Source organism: Duganella sp. 3397, from assembly GCF_031456625.1.
Lineage (GTDB): Bacteria > Pseudomonadota > Gammaproteobacteria > Burkholderiales > Burkholderiaceae_D > Rugamonas > Rugamonas phyllosphaerae.
This window is the reverse complement of sequence record NZ_JAVDVB010000005.1, coordinates 667,157-687,094: the sequence shown is the minus strand read 5'-3', so window position 1 is coordinate 687,094 and position 19,938 is coordinate 667,157. Positions and strand designations below refer to the sequence as shown.

General features: G+C 66.8%; 13 protein-coding genes. 8 read left to right on the top strand and 5 right to left on the bottom strand.

What is annotated here, in order from left to right:
* Nucleotide 1: 1 nt before the first annotated feature.
* The 3 genes from bcsA to bcsR are packed head-to-tail and all read right to left on the bottom strand — an operon-like array spanning nt 2 to nt 3,499.
* Entirely contained in the window at nt 2–2,539 is a 2,538-nt protein-coding gene (gene bcsA, locus J2X54_RS19405; protein ID WP_310182733.1) for a UDP-forming cellulose synthase catalytic subunit, read from the bottom strand.
* Between the two features lies 1 nt (nt 2,540).
* Nucleotides 2,541–3,302, bottom strand: coding sequence for a cellulose biosynthesis protein BcsQ (bcsQ, locus tag J2X54_RS19400; protein ID WP_310182731.1), 762 nt, complete (start codon nt 3,300–3,302; stop codon nt 2,541–2,543).
* Nucleotides 3,299–3,499, bottom strand: a complete 201-nt coding sequence (gene bcsR / locus J2X54_RS19395; RefSeq protein ID WP_310182729.1) for a BcsR/BcsP family cellulose biosynthesis protein — start codon at nt 3,497–3,499, stop codon at nt 3,299–3,301. The genes bcsQ and bcsR overlap by 4 nt, the downstream gene beginning before the upstream one ends.
* A gap of 344 nt (nt 3,500–3,843) precedes the next feature.
* Here bcsR and bcsE point away from each other — a divergent pair, with 344 nt between their 5' ends.
* From bcsE to J2X54_RS19365, 6 genes are all read left to right on the top strand, one after another.
* Nucleotides 3,844–5,502 carry a cellulose biosynthesis protein BcsE gene (gene bcsE / locus J2X54_RS19390; RefSeq protein ID WP_310182728.1) on the top strand — a complete coding sequence of 553 codons (1,659 nt, stop codon included), beginning with the start codon at nt 3,844–3,846 and terminating at the stop codon, nt 5,500–5,502.
* Between the two features lie 36 nt (nt 5,503–5,538).
* Nucleotides 5,539–5,712 carry a hypothetical protein gene (locus J2X54_RS19385; protein ID WP_167359022.1) on the top strand — a complete coding sequence of 58 codons (174 nt, stop codon included), beginning with the start codon at nt 5,539–5,541 and terminating at the stop codon, nt 5,710–5,712.
* Nucleotides 5,709–7,334 (top strand): cellulose biosynthesis protein BcsG, encoded by a 1,626-nt coding sequence (gene bcsG / locus J2X54_RS19380; RefSeq protein ID WP_310182724.1) that lies wholly within the window; start codon nt 5,709–5,711, stop codon nt 7,332–7,334. The genes J2X54_RS19385 and bcsG overlap by 4 nt, the downstream gene beginning before the upstream one ends.
* Before the next feature lie 66 nt (nt 7,335–7,400).
* The gene (locus J2X54_RS19375) at nt 7,401–9,869 is read left to right on the top strand and encodes a response regulator (RefSeq protein ID WP_310182722.1); all 2,469 of its coding nucleotides are present in this window, start codon (nt 7,401–7,403) and stop codon (nt 9,867–9,869) included.
* Nucleotides 9,870–9,901: 32 nt separating this feature from the next.
* Nucleotides 9,902–12,565 carry a M1 family metallopeptidase gene (locus J2X54_RS19370; protein WP_310182721.1) on the top strand — a complete coding sequence of 888 codons (2,664 nt, stop codon included), beginning with the start codon at nt 9,902–9,904 and terminating at the stop codon, nt 12,563–12,565.
* Nucleotides 12,566–12,992: 427 nt separating this feature from the next.
* The gene (locus tag J2X54_RS19365; RefSeq protein ID WP_310182719.1) at nt 12,993–13,697 is read left to right on the top strand and encodes a YceI family protein; all 705 of its coding nucleotides are present in this window, start codon (nt 12,993–12,995) and stop codon (nt 13,695–13,697) included.
* Between the two features lie 124 nt (nt 13,698–13,821).
* Here J2X54_RS19365 and J2X54_RS19360 read toward each other — a convergent pair whose 3' ends face one another.
* On the bottom strand, nt 13,822–14,451 hold the full coding sequence (locus J2X54_RS19360) for a LysE family translocator (RefSeq protein WP_310182717.1): 630 nt from the start codon (nt 14,449–14,451) through the stop codon (nt 13,822–13,824).
* Nucleotides 14,452–14,683: 232 nt separating this feature from the next.
* On the opposite strand from J2X54_RS19360, the gene J2X54_RS19355 reads away from it, so the two are divergent.
* Nucleotides 14,684–17,497 (top strand): ATP-binding protein, encoded by a 2,814-nt coding sequence (locus J2X54_RS19355; protein ID WP_310182715.1) that lies wholly within the window; start codon nt 14,684–14,686, stop codon nt 17,495–17,497.
* A 70-nt stretch (nt 17,498–17,567) separates the two neighbouring features.
* Entirely contained in the window at nt 17,568–18,956 is a 1,389-nt protein-coding gene (locus tag J2X54_RS19350; RefSeq protein ID WP_310182713.1) for an MFS transporter, read from the top strand.
* Here J2X54_RS19350 and J2X54_RS19345 read toward each other — a convergent pair.
* The gene (locus J2X54_RS19345) at nt 18,953–19,849 is read right to left on the bottom strand and encodes a LysR family transcriptional regulator (protein ID WP_310182711.1); all 897 of its coding nucleotides are present in this window, start codon (nt 19,847–19,849) and stop codon (nt 18,953–18,955) included. The genes J2X54_RS19350 and J2X54_RS19345 overlap by 4 nt on opposite strands.
* Nucleotides 19,850–19,938: the final 89 nt, after the last annotated feature.

Genomic DNA, 19,938 nt, shown 5'->3' with positions numbered 1-19,938 from the left:
GCTACTGCGGTGCGCGCGGCTGGCGCGGCAGCACGCCGCGCAGCCAAGCGCCGCTGTTGCGCAGGCGCCGGGAGGCGGCGCCGCCGGCCGGCGTGGCGTGCTGGCACAGCCGGACGATGCCCAGCACGCCCACCCGCAGCACGGCGTGCAGGCCATCGAGCGGCCTGTCGTCCTTGCGACCATCGGTCCACGACACCCAGGCATCGGCGCGGGCAAAGGTACATTGAATCAGCATCATGCGTTCCTCCTGGGTGGCCAGCACCCATTGCAGGCGCACCTGGGTGGCGTCGGACGAGATCACGCTGGCGCTGAACGCGTGCTCTTCTTCGCCGCGCCACAACGACACCATCACGCGGTCGTCGCGCTGCAGGCCGGTGGCCAGCGCCACGGCAAGCGCGCAGCCGCTATCGGAAAAGTCGATCGTCTCGCACCGCAGCAGGCGGCCATCGGGCTGGTGCAGCACCGCCGGCAAACGGATCGCCACGCGGTGCGACAGGCGCACCTGGCGCGTTTCGGAGGCGACCGAAATGGCGCCGCCCAGCAGCAGGATGTTGTACACGGTCCAGAACAGGTTCAGGACCGTGGTGGCGATTTCGGTGGATGGCCCCCAGATCAGGCGCCCCACTCCGGCCAGCAGGCCGGCAATATTGAGGCCGACGATGACCAGGTAAGGCAGCGAGATGGTCCAGTCGAAGTAGTCGCGCTCGACCAACCCGCCCTTGGCGGTGACGTTGAACTTGCCCTTGCCCGGATTGATCAGCGCCACCATGGTGGGACGCACGGTGTACCACGCCAGCACCGTCTCGTACACCTCGGCCCAGAACGAGTGCCGGTGGCTGCCCTGGATGCGCGAGTTGGTCAGGTTGGCGTGCGCCATGTGCGGCAGCACGAACAGCATCACCGCGATGGCCGGCGCATAGATCACGTAGGCGTGGAAGAACAGGAAGGCCAGCGGCGCGGTCAGGAACAGCAGGCGCGGCCCGCCGTTGAGGAAGTGCAGCATGGCGTTGCCATAGCAGATGCGCTGGGCCCAGCTCAGCCCCTTGCCGAGGAACGGGTTGTCGAGCCTGAAAATCTGCGCCATACCGCGCGCCCAGCGGATGCGCTGGCCGATGTGGGCCGACAGGCTCTCGGTGGCCAGGCCGGCCGCCAGCGGCATGTTGATGTAGGCCGAATGGTAGCCGAGGCGCTGCATCTTGAGCGCAGTGTGGGCGTCCTCGGTCACGGTTTCGACCGCGATGCCACCCACTTCCTCGAGCGGACCGCGTTTGAGCACCGCGCACGAGCCGCAGAAGAAGGTGGCGTCCCACAGGTCGTTGCCGTCCTGGATCACGCCGTAGAACAGCTCACCCTCGTTGGGCGTGCGGCGGAACATGCCGAGGTTGCGCTCGAACGGATCGGGCGAGAAGAAGTGGTGCGGCGTCTGCATCAGCGCCAGCTTGTCGTCGCGCAGGAACCAGCCCATCGTCGTTTGCAGGAAGGTGCGCGTGGGAATATGGTCGCAATCGAAGATGGCGATGTATTCGCCATTGGTCAGCTTCATGGCGTGATTGAGGTTGCCGGCCTTGGCGTGGTTGTTATCGGGACGCACGATGTAGCCGACGCCCGCCTCGGCGGCAAAGCGACGGAACTCGTCGCGCCGGCCGTCGTCGAGCAGGTACACATTGATCTTGTCGCGCGGCCAGTCGATGCCGACGGCGGCGTACACGGTCGGCATCACGACCTTGAGCGGCTCGTTGTAGGTCGGGATGTAGACGTCCACCGTCGGCCACTCGTGCAGCGCCGCCGGCATGGCCATCGGCTGGCGCCGCAGCGGCCAGGCGCTCTGCAGGTAGCCCAGCAGCAGGATCAGCCAGGTATAGGTTTCCGCGCCCAGCAGCAGCATGCCCCAAAAGAAATCGAGCGGCTCGTCCCAGTTCAGCGTGGATGTCAGGCGCCACCACATGTAGCGCGACGACGCGGTCACCGACAGCACGATCAGCAGCAGCGTGGCGACCGGCCCCGGGATCTGGCGCATGATCAGCGCAATCACCCACAGCATCACCACGAACACGGCTTGCGCGGCCAGAGAAAACGGCGTGGTGATGCACAGGATGGCCAGCGCGGCCGCTACCACGTAGGCGCTGGTGCGCAGCAGCGGATGGTCCCACCTGCTGTGGTCGGCGGCGCCCTCGATCAACGTTTCCGCGCGGTCGCGGTCGAACTGCGGCAGCCAGCCCTGTACCCGGCGCCAGCCGCGCAAGGCCGGCACGTGCAGGCGCAACAGCACTGGCGGCATCTGCCAGACCGGCGGCTTGACCGGCTGGGTGCGCACCAGCAACAGCCAGAGGCATTGCAACAGCACGCGCAACGGGTCGGCCCAGCGCGGGCGCGCCAGGTCGATGTGGGGAAAGCTGGCGCCGATGCGCTGGCGGGCCGCCGCGCTCCATGGCGCATGGGCCGGGTCGCGCAGCAGCAGCTCGGCCAGCATGCGCGGCCAGCGGGCACCCGCGCTCACGCCCAGCAGCGCACCGAGCCGGACGCCAAAGGATGCGGCCATGTCACTGTCCTCCTGCGAGTGCCAGGCGGGTCAGCACCCAGGTGGACAGCGCCGCGAACTCGTGCGCTGCCTGGCTGGGCGGCGCGAACTCGAACACGGTCTGCTTGCAGCCGAGCGCTTCGCCCACGTAGGCGTCGCGGTGAATGGCGACCGGCGACATGCTGGCGCGGAAAGCGCTGCGCAGCAGCACCGTGATGTCGCGATGCAGCGCGCGGGCCGGCTCGAACTGGTTCAGCAGCAACAACGCAGGCGGCCTGCCCGGCGCGTTGGCGCGCGCGGCCATGCGGGTTGCCACGGCATAGGAAATCGGGTCCGGTTCCATCACCACCAGCACCAGGTCGGCGGTCGCCAGCACTTGCGCCGCAAACGGCGACGGCAGGCGCGGGCAATCGCATACCACGATGGTCTCGCCGGGCAGCGTCAGTGACGCCAAGGCGGAGCGAAGCCATTGCGGGTGGCTGGTCATGTAATCACCAAGACGGGTCAGCTCGGCATCGCTGGCGAGATCGCCGAAGGGCAGGAAGTCGACGCCGGCGGCGCTGCGATAGGCGGCCTCGTGCCAGTCGGTGCCGGCGGCGAGGGCCTGGCCAAACCCGCGCGGGTCATCCCAGGCCATGCCGAGGTGCAGGCGCATCAGGTTGTCCGGGTTGACATCGACCGCCAGCACGGAGCGTCCCGCAGCAAACAGTCCGGCCGCCAGGTGGGCAGCGACCGTGGTCACGCCGGCGCCGCCATTGGCGCCGATAATTGCAACTGTTTTCACGACTGACGATCGGCGCTGGCAGTATCTTCGGTGACGTGGAACGGCGTGGCGACGCCTTGCATTTCGGCCAGGAGCGGCCAACGCAGAGCGGCATTCATCGCGGACTGGTCGCGCACGATTTCCTGGTAGTTTCCGGCGGCGCCGGCCTGGCCGAAGCGGGTGTAGAGCGTTGCAATGTCGCTGGGGGCATCGTCCACGAGGGGTCGTGCCTGGCTGTAGTCCATCATAGCGTGAATGCCTTCCAAAATATAAAGAGAGGGAAGCAGATTCCGCATGTGTTGGGCAGCAATCTTGCAGTACAAGACTAAATTGAACCACAGAAACCATTAGTATGGCTATGAAATTTTTGTTTCATGTTGTACGGAATCATTTCTTTGAAAACTTGTATATTCCCAAAAAGAAATTCCTCGATTACAATTAAAGCCATGGCAGTTCGGACCCCCAACCCTGGTCTGGCCGACACACTTCGCGTGTCCTGCCAGGCGCTCCCCAAGTTACGCTCGCCGATATCGTCATTCATGATAGGAGCGTCGCTAAAAATATGTCTTATTCGGATCATCCCCGCTATGTCGCCGGCATTACCGCCGCCAACACCAGCCTGCGTCGCGGCCTGGTGTATGCGCTCGCGGAAGACGGCCTGGCCCGGCTCGACCACCTGATCTACGCCACGCTGGGCCAGGCTGACGCGCAGGGCGTCTGCCTGGTCGCACCACGCCGGCAGTTGGGCGAGATCCTGGCCTGCGGCCCGGCGGGCGCGCTCGCGGCGCAGCTGGCAAGCGGCCACCTGACCATGTTCGAATCGGCCTTCCCCGGCGGCGCCGGCCAAGTTGCGCGGCTGGCCGAAGAGCTGGCCCAGGTTGGCCGACAAGCTCACCAACATTCAACCACCGTGCTGCTCGACCATGCCGACGTGCTGTTCGGCGAGGACGTACAGCACAACCTGGTGCTGGCCCGCCAACTGCGCGATTGGGCCGAGCGCGACAACAAGATCCTGGTGCTGGTGCTGCGCAGCGCGCAGGCCGACGCGCTTGACCCGATGCGCGTGCTGCGCCCGTGCGCCGCGCTGTTTGGCGGCATCGCCCGCCTGTGCGGAAGGCAGGGCCAGCAAACCTGGCAAACGTTTCATTGGCACCATGCCGACGGTGTCAGCAGCGACATGATCCAGCCACTGCTGGTCGATGACGCCGGCGCCTGCCGGCTGGCGCCGCCGCAAGCGAGCCGCAACGCCGCGCCAGCAGCCGACGAAGCCCTGCACATGCTGGCGCTGCGCGGCGCGCTGCTGGCCGGCGAAACCGCCGGGGCCGGATGGCAGTTGCTGGACGACGCCGCCACCTTGCAGGCCGAGGCGGCGATCCACCCCAGCGCCACGCTGATGCTGCCGTTCGACGGCGGCGCCAGCTTCGATGGGCTGGCGCGCACCGTGCTGGACCTGCGCCGCAGCTGCGGCCGCCGGGTCAAGATCGTGGTGCGGGAATTGCACCAGCACATGCGGCAAAGCCAGGAAGCGCTGCTGATGCACCTGGGCGCGAACCTGGTGATGCCGGATGGCATCAGCCTGTCGCGCGTGAGCAGCCTGTGCGTGGCAGTACGCGACCAGGTCTTCCAGCATGAATTGCCGGCCTCGTACGAGATGGCAGTGGCTGCCGCCATGCCGGAACAGCAGCAAGGCTACCTGGCGCCGGATGCCTTCCTGGCGGCAGTGCAGTCCAGCATGCAGCGCTGCCAGGAATACCGCATCGAAAGCTGCATGGTCAGGCTGACCCTGGTCAAGGGCCTGACGCCGCTCGACGCCCTGCGCTACTGCCAGACCCGCCGTGCCGGCGACCTCGTCACGGCCGACGCCGACGCCGTCTACCTGTTCCTGTACGCCTGCCGCGAGGCCGACCTGGCCGCTGCAATGAAGTCGCTGCTGCGCCTGCCGCTGAGCGAGCTGTTCAGCGTCGAAAGCCGCTACCCCACCGCGCGCGACATTGCCGATGCCTGCGCCGCACTGGCCCGGCGGGCGCGCGGCGTTGCCGACCTGGGCGCGGCCCTGGCCGCCACCACCATTCAGCAACCGGGCAAGGCGCTGGCTTCGGCACCTGTTGCGGGTACGACCAACAACGGCCCAGCGCCGCAGCGCCATGTCGCCGTCGCGCCCGCTTCGCGCCGCCCCCTGCCGCTGGCTTCCAGGCTGACCGTCGCCTGGACGGCGCCTTGATCACCACCTGCCATCTGACAGAATACTGAATACACCATGAACCTGATCATCATGCTTGCCATCTTCGCCATCGGCCTGGTTTGCGGCCACCGGCTGCGCACCCCGCTGGCACAATGGCGCGAACGCTATCAGCGCCGTCATTTCAAGCCGCAGCTGATCAAGCGCTACACGCCGCCCACCCAATCCGACAGCGAGGGGCGTGCGCTTTGACCGATCCCCTGTCCGGACGCGCCGCCGAGGAAGAAGTGCCTTCGCCGCCGCCACGCCTGGCCCTGGGTGGCTGGAGCTTTTATTTCATCGCCAAGCTATTGCTGTTCTGGCGCGGCCTGATCGGGCTGCACCCGCTGGCGAACCTGGCCCTCCTTGCGCTGCTGAGCCTGCCGTTGCGCAGCGCGCGGCTGCGCGCCTTGCGTAACATCGTGGCCGTTCCGGCTGCGGTCAGCCTGCTTTACTACGATTCTTTCCTGCCGCCGTTCAACCGGCTGTGGTCGCAAGCGCACCTGGTAGGCAGCTTCAGTCCGGGCTACCTGGTCGAGCTGGCCGGGCGCTTCATCCAATGGGAACTTGTTGCACTGCTGGTGCTGATCTGGGTAGTCTGCCGCGTTGCCGCCAGCTATTTGCGCCTGGGCGTGCTGACGGCGGCCATGTTGTGCGCGGTGGGATTGCAGCAGTTGCGCGCCAATCAGGCCGAACAGGCCCCGGTGCTGGCTGCGGTGGCGGTGCAGACGCCGGGCGCAGTTGCGGGCGAGACGCCGCAACTGGCGCTGCAACAATTCTTCGAACGCGAAGGCAAACGCAGCGCCACCTTCAAGCCGCCGGCAGCGAACAGCACGCCGTTCGACCTGATCTTCATCCATATCTGCTCGCTGTCGTGGGACGATCTGCAGACCGTGGGACTGGACCAGCACCCGGTGCTCAAGCAGGCCGACCTGCTGTTCCACCACTTCAATTCGGCCGCCTCGTACAGTGGCCCGGCGGCGATCCGCCTGATGCGCGGCCCGTGCGGGCAGCAGTCGCACACCGGCATCTACGATCCCCCCGGCGACCGTTGCGCGCTGATGCCCGGCCTGGAAAAAGCCGGCTTCACGCAGCAGATGGCCATGAACCACGACGGCCACTTCGACGACTTCATCGGCCTGCTGCGCAAGCAGGGCCTGTCTGTGGCAGCCACGCCGCTGGCCGGCGTGCCGGCGCCGCTGCGCGCTTTCGACGATTCGGCCGTGTACGACGATGGCGCCATGCTGAACCGCTGGGCCACGGCGCGCGCCAGCGACGGCGCGGCGCGGGTGGCGTTGTATTACAACACCATCAGTCTGCATGACGGCAACCACTTCGTAAACGGTCCCAACGCCGGCAAGGACAGCAGCGGCACCTACCGCATCCGCGCGGCGAAACTGCTCGACGACATCGGGCAATTCATGACCCAGCTCGAACGCAGCGGCCGGCGCGCGGTGGTGGTGGTGGTGCCCGAGCACGGTGCCGCCGTGCGCGGCGACAAGATGCAGGTGGCCGGCCTGCGCGATATCCCGACGCCCGCGCTGACCAACGTGCCGGTCGCGATCAAGGTCATCGGTCCGGGCGCGCATGCGCTGGGTGGCACCGTGCACGTCAACGACGCCACCAGCTACCTGGCGCTGTCGCACATTGTCTCGGCCATGCTGGACAAGCCGCCGTTCGACGCGGCCGGCTTCGCGCCGTCCGATTACCTGGCCGGCCTGCCGCTGACGCCCTACGTTGCCGAAAACGAGGGTTCCACCATGCTCGAATACCACGGCAAGTACATGCTGAAGCTCGGCACCGAGCCGTGGAAGGCCTACGATCCGGGGCGCTGAAGCGGCGGGTGCTGGCGGGATTGCTACAATATGCGTTTGTACCGCCCTGCCCGAGGATGACCACCGATGAATCCCATGACCGAACCGGGCGACAAGATCGACGCCAGGCTGGTGCTCGCAACGCTGCGCGCCCTGCAAGACGGCGACTTCAGCGCACGCATGCCGTCCGGCCTGGCCGGGGTGGCCGGCCAGGTGGCCGCGACGCTCAACCAGATCATGGCCAACGGCGCGGTCCTGGACGCCGGCAGCAGCACCGGGTCGCTGCTCACGCAGTCGCAATCGCTGGCGCAGGAGCTGCGCCAGACCAACCAGGAACTGGCGGACAAGGCCCGCCTGCTGTCGGAGCAGAATGTCGAGGTGGAGCAGGCCAAGCTGGCACTGGAAGAAAAGGCTACCCAGCTGGCGCTGTCGTCGCGGTACAAGTCAGAGTTCCTGGCCAATATGTCGCACGAGCTGCGCACGCCGCTCAACTCCCTCCTGATCCTGGCGCAGCAGCTGGCCGACAATCCGGACGGCAACCTCTCCGGCAAACAGGTGGAATTTGCCCGCACCATCCATGGTTCCGGCTCCGACCTGCTCACGCTGATCAACGACATCCTCGACCTGTCCAAGATCGAATCGGGCACCGTCACGCTGGAGTTCTCGGAATACCGTTTCGAACACCTGCACCATTACGTCGAGCGGACCTTCCGCCACATGGCCGAAGCCAGGCACCTGGACTTTTCGATCGCGCTGGACGACGACCTGCCCGCCAGCCTGGTGACCGACACCACGCGCCTGCAGCAGGTCGTGAAAAACCTGCTGTCGAACGCCTTCAAGTTTACTCCGCATGGGCGCGTGGCGCTCACCATCGGCCTGGCCGACGCCGGCTATTCCAGCGACCACCCCGCCCTGTGCCACGCCCACGCGGTGCTGGCGTTCGCCGTCACCGACACCGGCGTGGGGATCGTGGCCGACAAGCTGCAACTGATCTTCGAGGCGTTCCAGCAGGCCGACGGCTCCACCGCCCGCAAGTACGGCGGCACCGGCCTGGGGCTGTCGATCTCGCGCGAACTGGCGCGCCTGCTGGGCGGCGAGATCCGGGTGCAATCGGTGCTGGGCGGGGGGTCAACCTTTACCCTCTTTCTGCCCTGGCACCGCGCCGGCTTCGTCGCTGCGGAAACGGTGCCGGCGCCGAAAGCGGTGGTCAACGCAGTGGCAGCCCAGCCCGTGGAATCGCCATTCCTGCCGCACGAGCAGACGCCAGACGACATCGACTACCATGACCACCACGACGACCGCGCGCTGCTCGCGCCCGGCGATCCGTCCCTGCTGATCATCGCCGACGATGAACGCCTGGCCGCGATGTTGCTGGACCTGGCGCGCGCCCAGCATTTCAAAGGCGTGGTGACGGCCAGCGGCGACTCGGCCCTGAGCCTGGCGCGCGACTACCTGCCCTCGGCCATCCTGCTCGACCTCGACCTGCCCGATATCGACGGTCTCACCGTGCTGGCGCGCCTGAAACGCGATCCCGGAACCCGCCACATTCCGGTACACGCGCTGTCGAACCGGCGCGAACAGGCGCAGGACCGCCAGCAGGCGCTGCGCCTGGGCGCCCTGTCGTACGTGTGCTTGTACCTCGATCTCTACCAGTACCAGCCGGCGGACCGCGCGGCGCTGCGCGACCTGTTTGCGCACATTCGCCGCTTTGCCGCCGGTAGCAGGCGCAGCCTGCTGCTCGTGGACCACGACGCGGCCGCCAGCGCCGCTACGGTGGCGCTGCTCGCGGCCGACGACCTCGAGATCGTGGCGGTGGACAGCGGCATGGCCGCGCTCGCGGCCATGCGTGAGCAGCACGTCGACTGCATGGCGCTGAACCTGGCGCTGCCCGACAGCGGCGCCTTCGCGCTGCTGGACGCCATCGCCGCCAACCGCGCGCTGCGCGACCTGCCGGTGGTGGTGATGGTCGCTGCCGATGCCGATGCCGATTCTGCCGCCGATACCGATCGCGCGCGGCTGCAACAGCGAACCACCAGCGCCGGCGCCGACGCCATGGTGATCAGCGTGGCTTGCTCGCCCGCGCACCTGCTGGACCAGACCGCGCTGTTCCTGCACCGGTCGCCGCAGCACCTGACCGCAGCCCAGCGCCAGCTGCTCGACGATGTGCGTGCAGCCGAGGGCGGCCTGGCCGGACGCACGGTGCTGATCGTCGACGACGACGTGCGCAATATCTTCGCGCTGTCGTCGCTGCTCGAACGCCAGCAAATGCAGGTATCATTCGCGGAGAACGGCCGCGACGGTATCGAAGTGCTCGAGCGCGATCCGTCCATCGAGATCGTCCTGATGGATATCATGATGCCGGAAATGGATGGCTACGACACCATGCGCGCAATCCGGCGCATCGCCAGGTTTCGCTCGCTGCCCATCATTACGCTCACCGCCAAGGCCATGAAGGGCGACCGTGACAAATGCATCGCCGCCGGCGCCTCCGACTACATCACCAAGCCGGTCGATGTGGCGCAGCTGCTGTCGCTGCTCAGGGTGTGGCTGAACTGAGGTCTGGCTCAATTAACAAGAAAAGGAAACACATGCAACGCAGTTCGATGTCGATCGCCGTGATGGCGGCGCTGGCCCTGGCTCCGGTACTGGCCCCGGCAAACTCCCATGCAGCACCGGCAGCAGCGCAGCCGGCCGTCCGGCAAACCACGCAGTTGCCGCGCAATGCCGTGCCCACGCATTACGCGGTATCGCTCACGCCCTACGCCACCACCCGCACCTTCAGCGCCAGCGTGGTCATCTCGCTCACCGTCACGCAGGCCACCGACCGCCTGGTGCTCAACGCTGCCGACCTGGCATTTTCCAGCGCCGCGCTCAGCGCCGGCGCCGGTCAGCCGGCCCAAGCTGCCATCGGCATCGATCTCGACGCAGACAAGCAGACCGCCACCTTCCGCTTCGGCCGCCAGCTGCAGCCTGGCAGCTACCAGCTCAAGCTCGACTACACGGGCCTGATCGGCACCCAGGCCGCCGGCCTGTTCGCGCTCGACTACCAGAACGGCGGCGCCACCAAGCGCGCGCTATACACGCAGTTCGAAAATTCCGAAGCGCGGCGCGTGATCCCGTCGTGGGACGAGCCGTTTTACAAGGCCACGTTCGCGCTGGAGGCTACCATTCCCGCCGGCCAGATGGCGGTATCGAACATGCCGGTGGCAGCGACCACCAGGCTGGCCGACGGACGCGAACTGGTGCGCTTTGCCACGTCGCCCAAGATGTCCACCTACCTGCTGTTCTTCGGCCTGGGCGAATTCGAGCGCGCCACCACCACCGAAGCTGGCACCGAGATCGGCGTGATCACGCAAAAGGGCAACGTGGGCCAGGCCCGGTTTGCGCTCGACGCATCGCGCGACGTGCTGCGCGAGTACAACGACTACTTCGGCGTCAAGTACCCGCTGCCCAAGCTCGACAACATCGCCGCACCGGGTCAAAGCCAGTTCTTCAGCGCCATGGAAAACTGGGGCGCCATCTTCACCTTCGAATACGCGATGCTGCTCGACCCGCGCACCGCCACCCAGGAAAACCGCGAGCGGACGTTCGTCACCGCCGCCCACGAAATTGCCCACCAGTGGTTCGGCAACCTGGTTACCATGGCCTGGTGGGATGACCTGTGGCTCAACGAAGGTTTTGCATCGTGGATGGAATCGCGCACCACCGCACGCCTGCATCCCGAATGGGATTGGCACCTGCACGCGGTGCACACGCGCGAAGGCGCCATGGCCAGCGACGCCCTTGCATCCACCCACCCGGTGGTGCAGCGCATCGCCACTGTCGAACAGGCCAGCCAGGCCTTCGACAACATCACCTACCAGAAGGGCGAGGCGGTGATCCGCATGCTGGAAGACTACGTCGGTGCGGACGCCTGGCGCAGCGGCGTGCGCGCGTACATCGCCCAGCACGCGTATGGCAACACGGTATCCGACGACCTGTGGCGCCAGGTGGAAAAGGCGGCCCACAAACCGGTGACGGCGATCGCCCACGACTTCACGCTGCAACCGGGCGTGCCGCTGATCCGCGTGGCAGACGCCGTGTGCAAGAACGGCAAGGCCACCATCGCCCTCACCCAGGGCGAATTTTCCAAGGACGACGCCACCAAGAAGCCATTGAGCTGGCGCGTGCCGGTCATCGCCAGGACCGTGGGCGGCGCCACCGTGCGCACCGTGGTCGCCGACGGCAAGGCCACCATCACGCTGCCCGAATGCGGCGCGGTACTGGTCAACGCCGGTCAGAGCGGCTACTACCGCACGCTGTACACGAGCAAGGGATTCGCCGCGCTGGCAAAACGCTTCGCCGACCTGCCGGCCATCGATCAAATGGGCTTGCTGGCCGACGCCGGTGCGCTGGGCATGTCCGGTCACATGCCGGCGTCCAGCTACCTGCAACTGGTGGCCACCACGCCGGTGGATGCCGCGCCGCAGGTGTGGGAAGACATCGCCGGTACCCTGGCCGGCCTGCACGCCAGCTACGAGGGCCGGCCGGAGCAGCGCGCCGCTTTTGAGCGCTTTGCGCGCGCGCGCCTGGCGCCGGTGCTGGCGCGCGTGGGCTGGACCGCGGCGCCCGGCGAAGCGGCGCCGGTGGCCAACCTGCGCAGCACGCTGATCGCCGCCCTGGGCGAGATGGACGACCCGGCGGTGCTGGCCGAAGCTCGCCGCCGCTACGCGCTGCGCGACAGCGACAAGGACGCCATGCCGGTGGCCTTGCGCCGCCCGATCCTGGGCGTGATCGCCGCCAACGCCGATGCCGCCACCTGGGATGCGCTGCTGGCCGAGGCGCGCAACGAGCAGGCCGCCATGATCAAGGCCGAGCAATATGGCATGCTGGGCGCCAGCCACGATCCGGCGCTGGCCCGCCGCGCGCTGGACCTGGCGCTCTCCGACGAAGCCGGGGCCACCAACAGCGCCAGCATCATCAGCCACGTCGCCAGCCAGCATCCCGACCTGGCGTTCGATTTCGCCATGGCGCACCGCGCGCAGGTGGAAAAGAAAATCGACGCCACCTCGCGCAGCCGCTTCTACCCCGGCCTGGTCCGCCACTCGGCCGATCCGGCCATGGTGGACAAGCTGAACGCCTACGCCGACCAGCACCTGGCGGCCGATGCGCGCGGCGACGTCAAGGTCGCGATTGCCTCGATCCAGTACCGCATCAAGGTGCGCAAGGAGCGCCTGCCGGAAATCGACGCCTGGCTGGCGCAGCAAAAGTAACAGGCAAAAAAAACCAGCGCCACCTTTACGGGGGTGCTGGTTGCAAAACGCTCGAAAGCGTGGGGATGGCCGGTGGTCCGGCGGCTAACATGGATGCCTGTGCCGTCTGGACTGAATTTGTGCCGGAATGAAGGTCCGGCAGCCGGGCGTCTGGTTTGACCGCGCGCTACAGGTATTACTTTGCCAGTTAATCGCAAGGACAGGCTTAGGACTTCATTAAACTGCATGAAGCCTGCCATGGGAAGGGCGAATCGAAGAAAGGTTGGTGCCGGTGTTTCAGGCCACCGGCAAGCCCGCTGAGCGATGTTCCGTGAATTCCCGTGCCAACCTGGACACGGCGACCAACTGGAAGATGCTGGGACCAGCGCTTGGCATCATAATCGGGCAATATGACGAGCCCATGACGTTCACACTAAAGCGAGTAACCATGTTATCGATTTTCTTGCGCAGCCGATTTCGCCAGCGCCAGCCAGCTTGCACGCTGGCGCTGACGCTAGTGCTGGCAGCCTGCGCGCCGCTGCCACCGCCCACTACCGTCCCATCTGCCGCAGCCCCTGCCGCCTCGGCAACGGCGGCGCCGCCAGCCACGCCCGCAACAGGCGCACTGGCCATCGACAGCGCCAGCTCGCTGATCGCCGTGACCGTGCGGCGCGGCGGCGTGCTGGCGCGCCTGGGCCACGATCACGTGGTGGCCGCGCGCACCATCACCGGCAGCGTCGCGCCGCAGCACAACCGCGCCGAGTTCCAGTTCCGCCTCGACCAGATGACGGTGGACGAGCCGGCGCTGCGCCAGGTCGCCGGGCTGGAAAAGCAGCCATCGCCGGAAGCGGTGGCCGGCACTCGCACCAATATGCTGACCAAGGTGCTCGATGCCGACCGCTACCCTGTCGTCACCGTGCGCGCCGAGCGCATCGCCGACGACCAGCCGCTGCGCGTGGCCATCACCCTGCACGGCGTCACCCGCGACTATCGCATCCCCGTGATATTCACCCGCGACGGCAGCGCCATCACGGTGAGCGGCACGGTCGATCTGAAGCAGACCGATTTCGGGCTGGTGCCGTTTTCGGTGATGGGCGGCGCGATGGCCGTGGAAGACCGGATGGAACTGCGTTTCACCCTGGTTGCCAGATAAAAAAAAGCCCGCGACACAAACGGCGCGGGCTGAAGGATTTCAAATCGGGAGAGACTTGAAAGAGCGAGATCAGTATCTCCCCTCAACATGACGGCGTGATGACACGCGCACGTTTTAAGAGCCCTCAGCGCGAAATAATCAGTTTCAGTCCGAGGCCCACGAACACCGCCCCCGCCACCCGGTCCATCCACGTGCCGGCGCCGGGATGGCGGTTGATCCACGCGCCCACCGCACCGGAAAAATAGCCGAGCAGCGAAAACAGCACCGCCGCCTGGGCCGTGAACAGCAGGCCCAGTTGTGCGGTCTGCCAGCTCACATCGCCGCGTTCGGCCGCCACGAACTGCGGCAGGAACGACAGAAAGAACAGCACGACCTTCGGATTGATGGCATTGGCGAGCAGGCCCTTGGCAAACAGCCGTCCCAGGCTTTCGTCTTGCAGGCTGGTGTGCGCCACGCGCGCCACGCCCCGGCTGCGGAGCGCACCGATGCCGAGCCACACCAGGTAAGCGCCGCCGATGATCTTCAGTGCGCCGAACGCGGTGGGAGAAGCGGCGATCAGCGCGCTCACGCCCAGCGCGGCCAGCACGGTGTGGCTCAAACAGCCCAGCGCGCAGCCGATACCGAACACCATGCCCTGGCGGCGCCCGCGCGAGACCCCCACGCTGAGCACCATCAGGTTGTCCGGTCCCGGCGAAATCGTGATGAGCAAGGCGGCGCTGAGAAAGCCGATGAACTGTTCTGGCGAAATTAACATGAGGGGCTCGGTAAGGGCTGGAAGCGGTGATGATAACTGTCGCATTGTTATGTTACAACCACATCATATTTTCTGAAACCAATATGTTCTCGTATAAAATGACCGGATTCCTGCGTCCGCAACGGCGGCTCGGCATCCATCCATATCAATAACCAAAGCTTGCACGATGTACCACGCGCTTAGCGCCTTCGCGGGCCGAGTCCTCCGCCACCTGTCGCCCTCGCTGCCGCTGATGTTGCTGCTGCTCGCGGCGCTATGCCTGGCCGGCCAGGTTCGCGCCCAGGCGCCTGCCCAGCTCCCGCGCATCGCGCTCACCCAGGTCGCCATCGACATCGCCCGCGACGGCAAGCTGTACCTGGACGAAGGCGAACTGGCGCCAGCCAGCGCCGCTGCGCTGCCGGCCATGGTCGCCGGCCTGCGCCCGGCCGCCAAGGTGGATTTGCTCGGTGGCGGCTACTGGCTGGTGGCGGAGTTGCACAACGACGGCGTGCTGACCGACTGGGTGCTCGATCCCAACGACACCCTGATCGACGTGGTCGACATCTACCTGTACCAGCCGGACGGCAAGGTGCGGCTGCTGAAAACCGGCTACCGCCAGCCGCACGACTACCTGCTCCACTACGGCAAGGGCGTGCAGCTCGAACCGGGCAAGAGCTACCCGGTGCTGATCCGCTTCTCCAGCCCCTACTACGCGCGCACGCCGATGTTTACCGCGCTGCCGCGCACCGACTATCAGCGCCTGGTGGCGCGCGAGAACGTGTTGATCATCGGCGCCATCGGCGCGCTGATGGCGCTGGCGGTGTTCAATTTCTTCATCTATTCGATCACGCGCGACCGCTCGTCGCTGTACTACTCGCTGTACGTGCTGTGCTACGCGGTGGCATGGGGCATGACCTTCCACCTGTCGGCCGACATGTTCGGTTGGCATAACCTGCACTGGCACTACGTGCCGTTCTTCCTGCTGCCGGTGATCAGCACCCTGTTCTACACCAATTTTCTGCGCCTGCGCGAGAACGCGCCGCGCCTGTTCCTGCTCAGCCGCGTGAATATCGTGCTGCCGTTGCTGACGCTGCCCTCGTGCCTTTTCGCGCTCAGCTACGCCCATACCATCGCCACCATCGTCATCGCGATCTGGGTGTCGATGGCGCTGGTGACCGGCATCGTGGTGTGGCGGCGCGGCTACCAGCCGGCGCGCTTCTTCGTGCTCGGTTTCCTGGCGCTCCTGCTACCGAGCCTGGTGATCCTGCCGGCCAACGTGGGCCTGATCCCGGCGCTGGTGACCAACGCCCAGTTGTTTACACTATTGGGCGGCACCCTCGACGGCGTGCTGCTGGCCTTCGCGCTGGCCGACCAGATCCGCCTGCTGCGCAACACGCTCGAACAGCGGGTACAGGAACGCACCGCCGAACTGACCGAGGCCAAGGAACACGCCGAGGTGGTGAGCCGCCATCGCATCGATTTTCTCTCGGCCATGAGCCACGATATCCGCACCCCGCTGGCCGGCGTGATCGGCATGATCAAGTTCGCCATGCGCGACCAGTCGGTGCGCGGCCGTACCGAGGAATACCTGCGTATCGGCCTGCAAAACAGCGAATCGCTGCTGGCCATCCTCAACGACATCCTCGACTTTTCCAAGATCGACGCCGGCCGGCTGTCGATCGAAACCGTGGACTTCGACCTGATCGCGCTGATCGACGACGCCATCGGCATCCTGCAAGGCCAGGCCGACGCCAAGAGCCTGCTGCTGCGCTGCGAGCTGGCGCCGGACCTGCCGCGCTTCGTGCGCGGCGACCCCACCCGCCTGCGCCAGATCCTGCTCAATTTGCTCGGTAACGCCATCAAGTTCACCGACCGCGGCGAGGTGCGGCTGCACGCCACCGCGCTCGCCCCCGTCGCCGGCCGTCCCCTCGCCAGCGTCAGCTTCGACATCATCGACACCGGCCCCGGCATCCCGCCCGATACCATGCCGCGCCTGTTCCAGAAGTTCGAGCAGGCCGACCACTCCACCACGCGCCGCTACGGCGGCACCGGCCTGGGCCTGGCCATCTGCAAGGAGCTCGTCGAGCTGATGGGCGGCACCATTGCCGCCGAGAGCCGCGTGGGCGTGGGCTCGACCTTCGGGTTCACCCTGCCACTGGCGCTGGGCGCGGCGCCGCTGGCCGGGCCCGACACGGGACCGCACCGCGAATACCACGCCTATCGCCTGCGCATCCTGTGCGCCGAAGACGTGCGCACCAACCAGATCATCGTCGGCACGCTGCTGGAAAACATGGGCCACGACATCCATATCGTGGAAAACGGCCTGCAGGCGTTGCATGCGCTGGCCGAATCGGACTACGACCTGGTGCTGATGGACGGCCGCATGCCGATGATGGACGGCGAACAGGCCACGCGCCTGATCCGCGCCGGCGGCAACGAGGACTACCGCATGCGCGATGCCGGCATTCCCATCATCGCCCTCACCGCCAACGCCAGCGACCATGACCGCGCCCGCTATCTTGGCGTGGGCATGGACGGTTTCCTCAGCAAACCGGTCGATGAAAGGCTGCTGTACGACCAGATCGAAAAGATCATCGCGCTGCACCTGGCGCGCGGCCGCACGCTGCGCGCGGTCGATCCGGCGCTGCTGCCGGGCGCGCGCCAGGCTGACCTGGACGCCCAGTTCGGCGTGGCGCCTGCGCGCGCGAACGAATGCACCGAATCGGGCAAGGGAGTGCAGATCATGCCGCTGGCCGGCCTGTCGCACAAGCACTTGCAGCGCATTACCGACGCCTTCCTCGACGAAGCGCCGCGCCGCCTGCGCACCGCGCGCGCTGCCGTCCGCGCCGGTAATGCGCAAGCGGCAGCCGCCGCCATCCACGCCCTGAAGGGCAGCGCCGGTTACCTGAGCTCCAACCACCTGCACGCGCTGTGCACCGAGCTCGAAGCGGCAGCGAACGCCGGCCGCCTCGACCAGGTGGCGCCCATGCTGGTGGAGCTGGAGGCGGCGCTGGAGCAGGCCTGTAGCGACTTGCAGGCGTCGTCCACGGTCGCTGCGGCCGACTGAAACGTCGCCTGCAAGCGCGGCGGTTTTGCGCGACAATGACGGCCTCAGTCACAGCAAGCATCGGATGCGCATGAGTGTTACCACCAACCCGGCCTCGCTGGCCGACCGCGACGGCCTGCCGCCCGATGCCCGGCGCTGGGCCATGCTCTCGGTCGCCATCGGCGTGGGCATGGCCTCGCTCGACACGGCGATCGCCAACACCGCGCTGCCGGCCATTGCCGAGCAGTTGAATGCCACCCCGGCCGCCTCGGTCTGGATCATCAATGTCTACCAGCTGGCGATGGTCGCCACCCTGCTCCCCTTCGCTGCACTGGGCGAAGTGATCGGCTACCGCAAGGTGGCCATCTTCGGCATGGCGATGTTTACGCTGGCGTCGCTGGCCTGCGCGCTGGCGTGGTCGCTGCCGTCGCTGGTGATGGCGCGGCTGTTCCAGGGCGTGGGGGGCGCGGCGCTGATGGGAGTGAACACCGCGCTGCTGCGGGCGATCTATCCGGCCAAGCTGGCCGGGCGTGGCTTCGGTTTCAATTCGCTGGTGGTGGCCACGTCGTTCGCCATCGGGCCCACTGCCGCCTCGCTGATCCTGGCGGTGGCCTCGTGGCCCTGGCTGTTCGCCATCAACGTGCCGCTGGGCCTGCTGGCGATTGTCATGGCGCGCCGCGCGCTGCCCGCCACCGCGCTGGCCGGCCACAAGATCGACGTGCTCACCGTGGTGTACAACATGCTCGCGTTTGGCCTGTTGATACTGGCCTTCGGCGAAGGCGCCCACCTGCAGAGCTGGCATACCCTGGCGCCGGAAATTGCGCTGACCGTGCTGTTTTTCGTGCTGCTGCTGCGGCGCCAGGCCGGCCACTCGGCGCCGATGCTGCCGGTGGACCTGTTCCGCCGGCCGCTGTTCGCGCTGTCGTCGCTCACCGCCATGTGCACCTTTGCCGCGCAGGGCCTGGCGTTCGTGTCGCTGCCGTTCTTCTTCGAACACACCCTGGGCCGCTCGCCGATCGAGACGGGATTCCTGATGACGCCGTGGGCGGTGCTGGTGGCGGTGATGGCGCCGATTGCCGGGCGCCTCAGCGATAAATATTCGCCCGGTGTCCTCGGCGGTATCGGCCTGGCGCTGCTGTCTTCCGGCCTGGTGGCCATGCTGATGCTGCCGGCAGCGCCCACCGCGTTCGACATCGGCTGGCGCATGGCGTGGTGCGGCATCGGCTTCGGCTTTTTCCAGGCGCCCAATTTGAAGGCCATCATGGGCAGCGCACCCAAGTCGCGCGCCGGCAGCGCCAGCGGCATCGTCGCCACCTCCCGCCTGACCGGCCAAGCCACCGGCGCCGCGCTGGTGGCCTGGTGCTTTACCGTTTCGGCTGCCAACGGCACCCGCTACGCGCTGATGCTGGGCGCGGCGTTTGCCGGCGTGGCGTGCATCGCCAGCTTCTCGCGGATGGCGTTTGCTGCGGAAGCCGACTAATAGTCCTTCATCGCTTCCTCCAGCGCATCGAGGAAAACCCGGGTTTTGGCCGGCATCAGCCGCCGCCCCGGGAACACCGCCCACGCCGTCACCTGCGGGAACGACCATTCGGGCAGCACCCGCACCAGCTTGCCTTGCTCCAGGTAAGGCCGCGCGATCGGTTCGGTGGATGCGCCGATGCCGATGCCGGTGCTGGCCATGCGCATCAGCAGCTCCGGCGAATTGGCCAGCACCCGCACCGGCAGCTCGCGCTCCCACAGCACCTTGCCACGCGTGAGCGGCCAGCGCACCAGGCCGTTGATACGCGGCGGCAGACTCAGTAAATCATGGCGGAACAGGTCATCGGGATGCTCGGGCAGGCCGCGCACGCTGGCGTAGCCGGGCGCGGCGTACAGTCCCAGCCCGCTGCGCAGGATGCGGCGCGCAGCCAGCGTGGCGTCGTCAGGCAGGTCGCCCATGCGGATCGCCAGGTCGAAGTTTTCCGCCACTAGGTCCACCCGGCGCGGCGACAGGTCGAGCTCCAGCGAGATGGCCGGGTATCTGGCTAAAAACCCCGCCACTATTTCACTTAGCCCCAGGTCGAAGAAATCGGCTGGCATCGACACCCGCAGCAAGCCGCTCGGCGCCCCCTGGCGGTGCTGGGCCAGCGCGCCGGCCGCCTCGGTTTCGTCGGCCACGCGGCGCGCGTGCTCGAGCAGGATCGAACCGAATTCGGTCAGCACCAGCTTGCGCGTGGTGCGCTGGAGCAGGCGCTCGCCCAGGTGGCCCTCGAGCAGCGAGATGCGGCGCGAGACGGTGGACTTGGGCAGCTGCACGCGCTCGGCCGCCAGGCTGAAACTGCCGCATTCGACGATGCGGGCGAACAGCAGCAGGTCGGCGGGATCGATATCCATGATGATTGTTCCACTGGTGAGTTAATGTTATCCATTTTAAGGGATTCCGCATTGGTTTTGAAACGATTAAAGTCACTCCATCGCAGCAC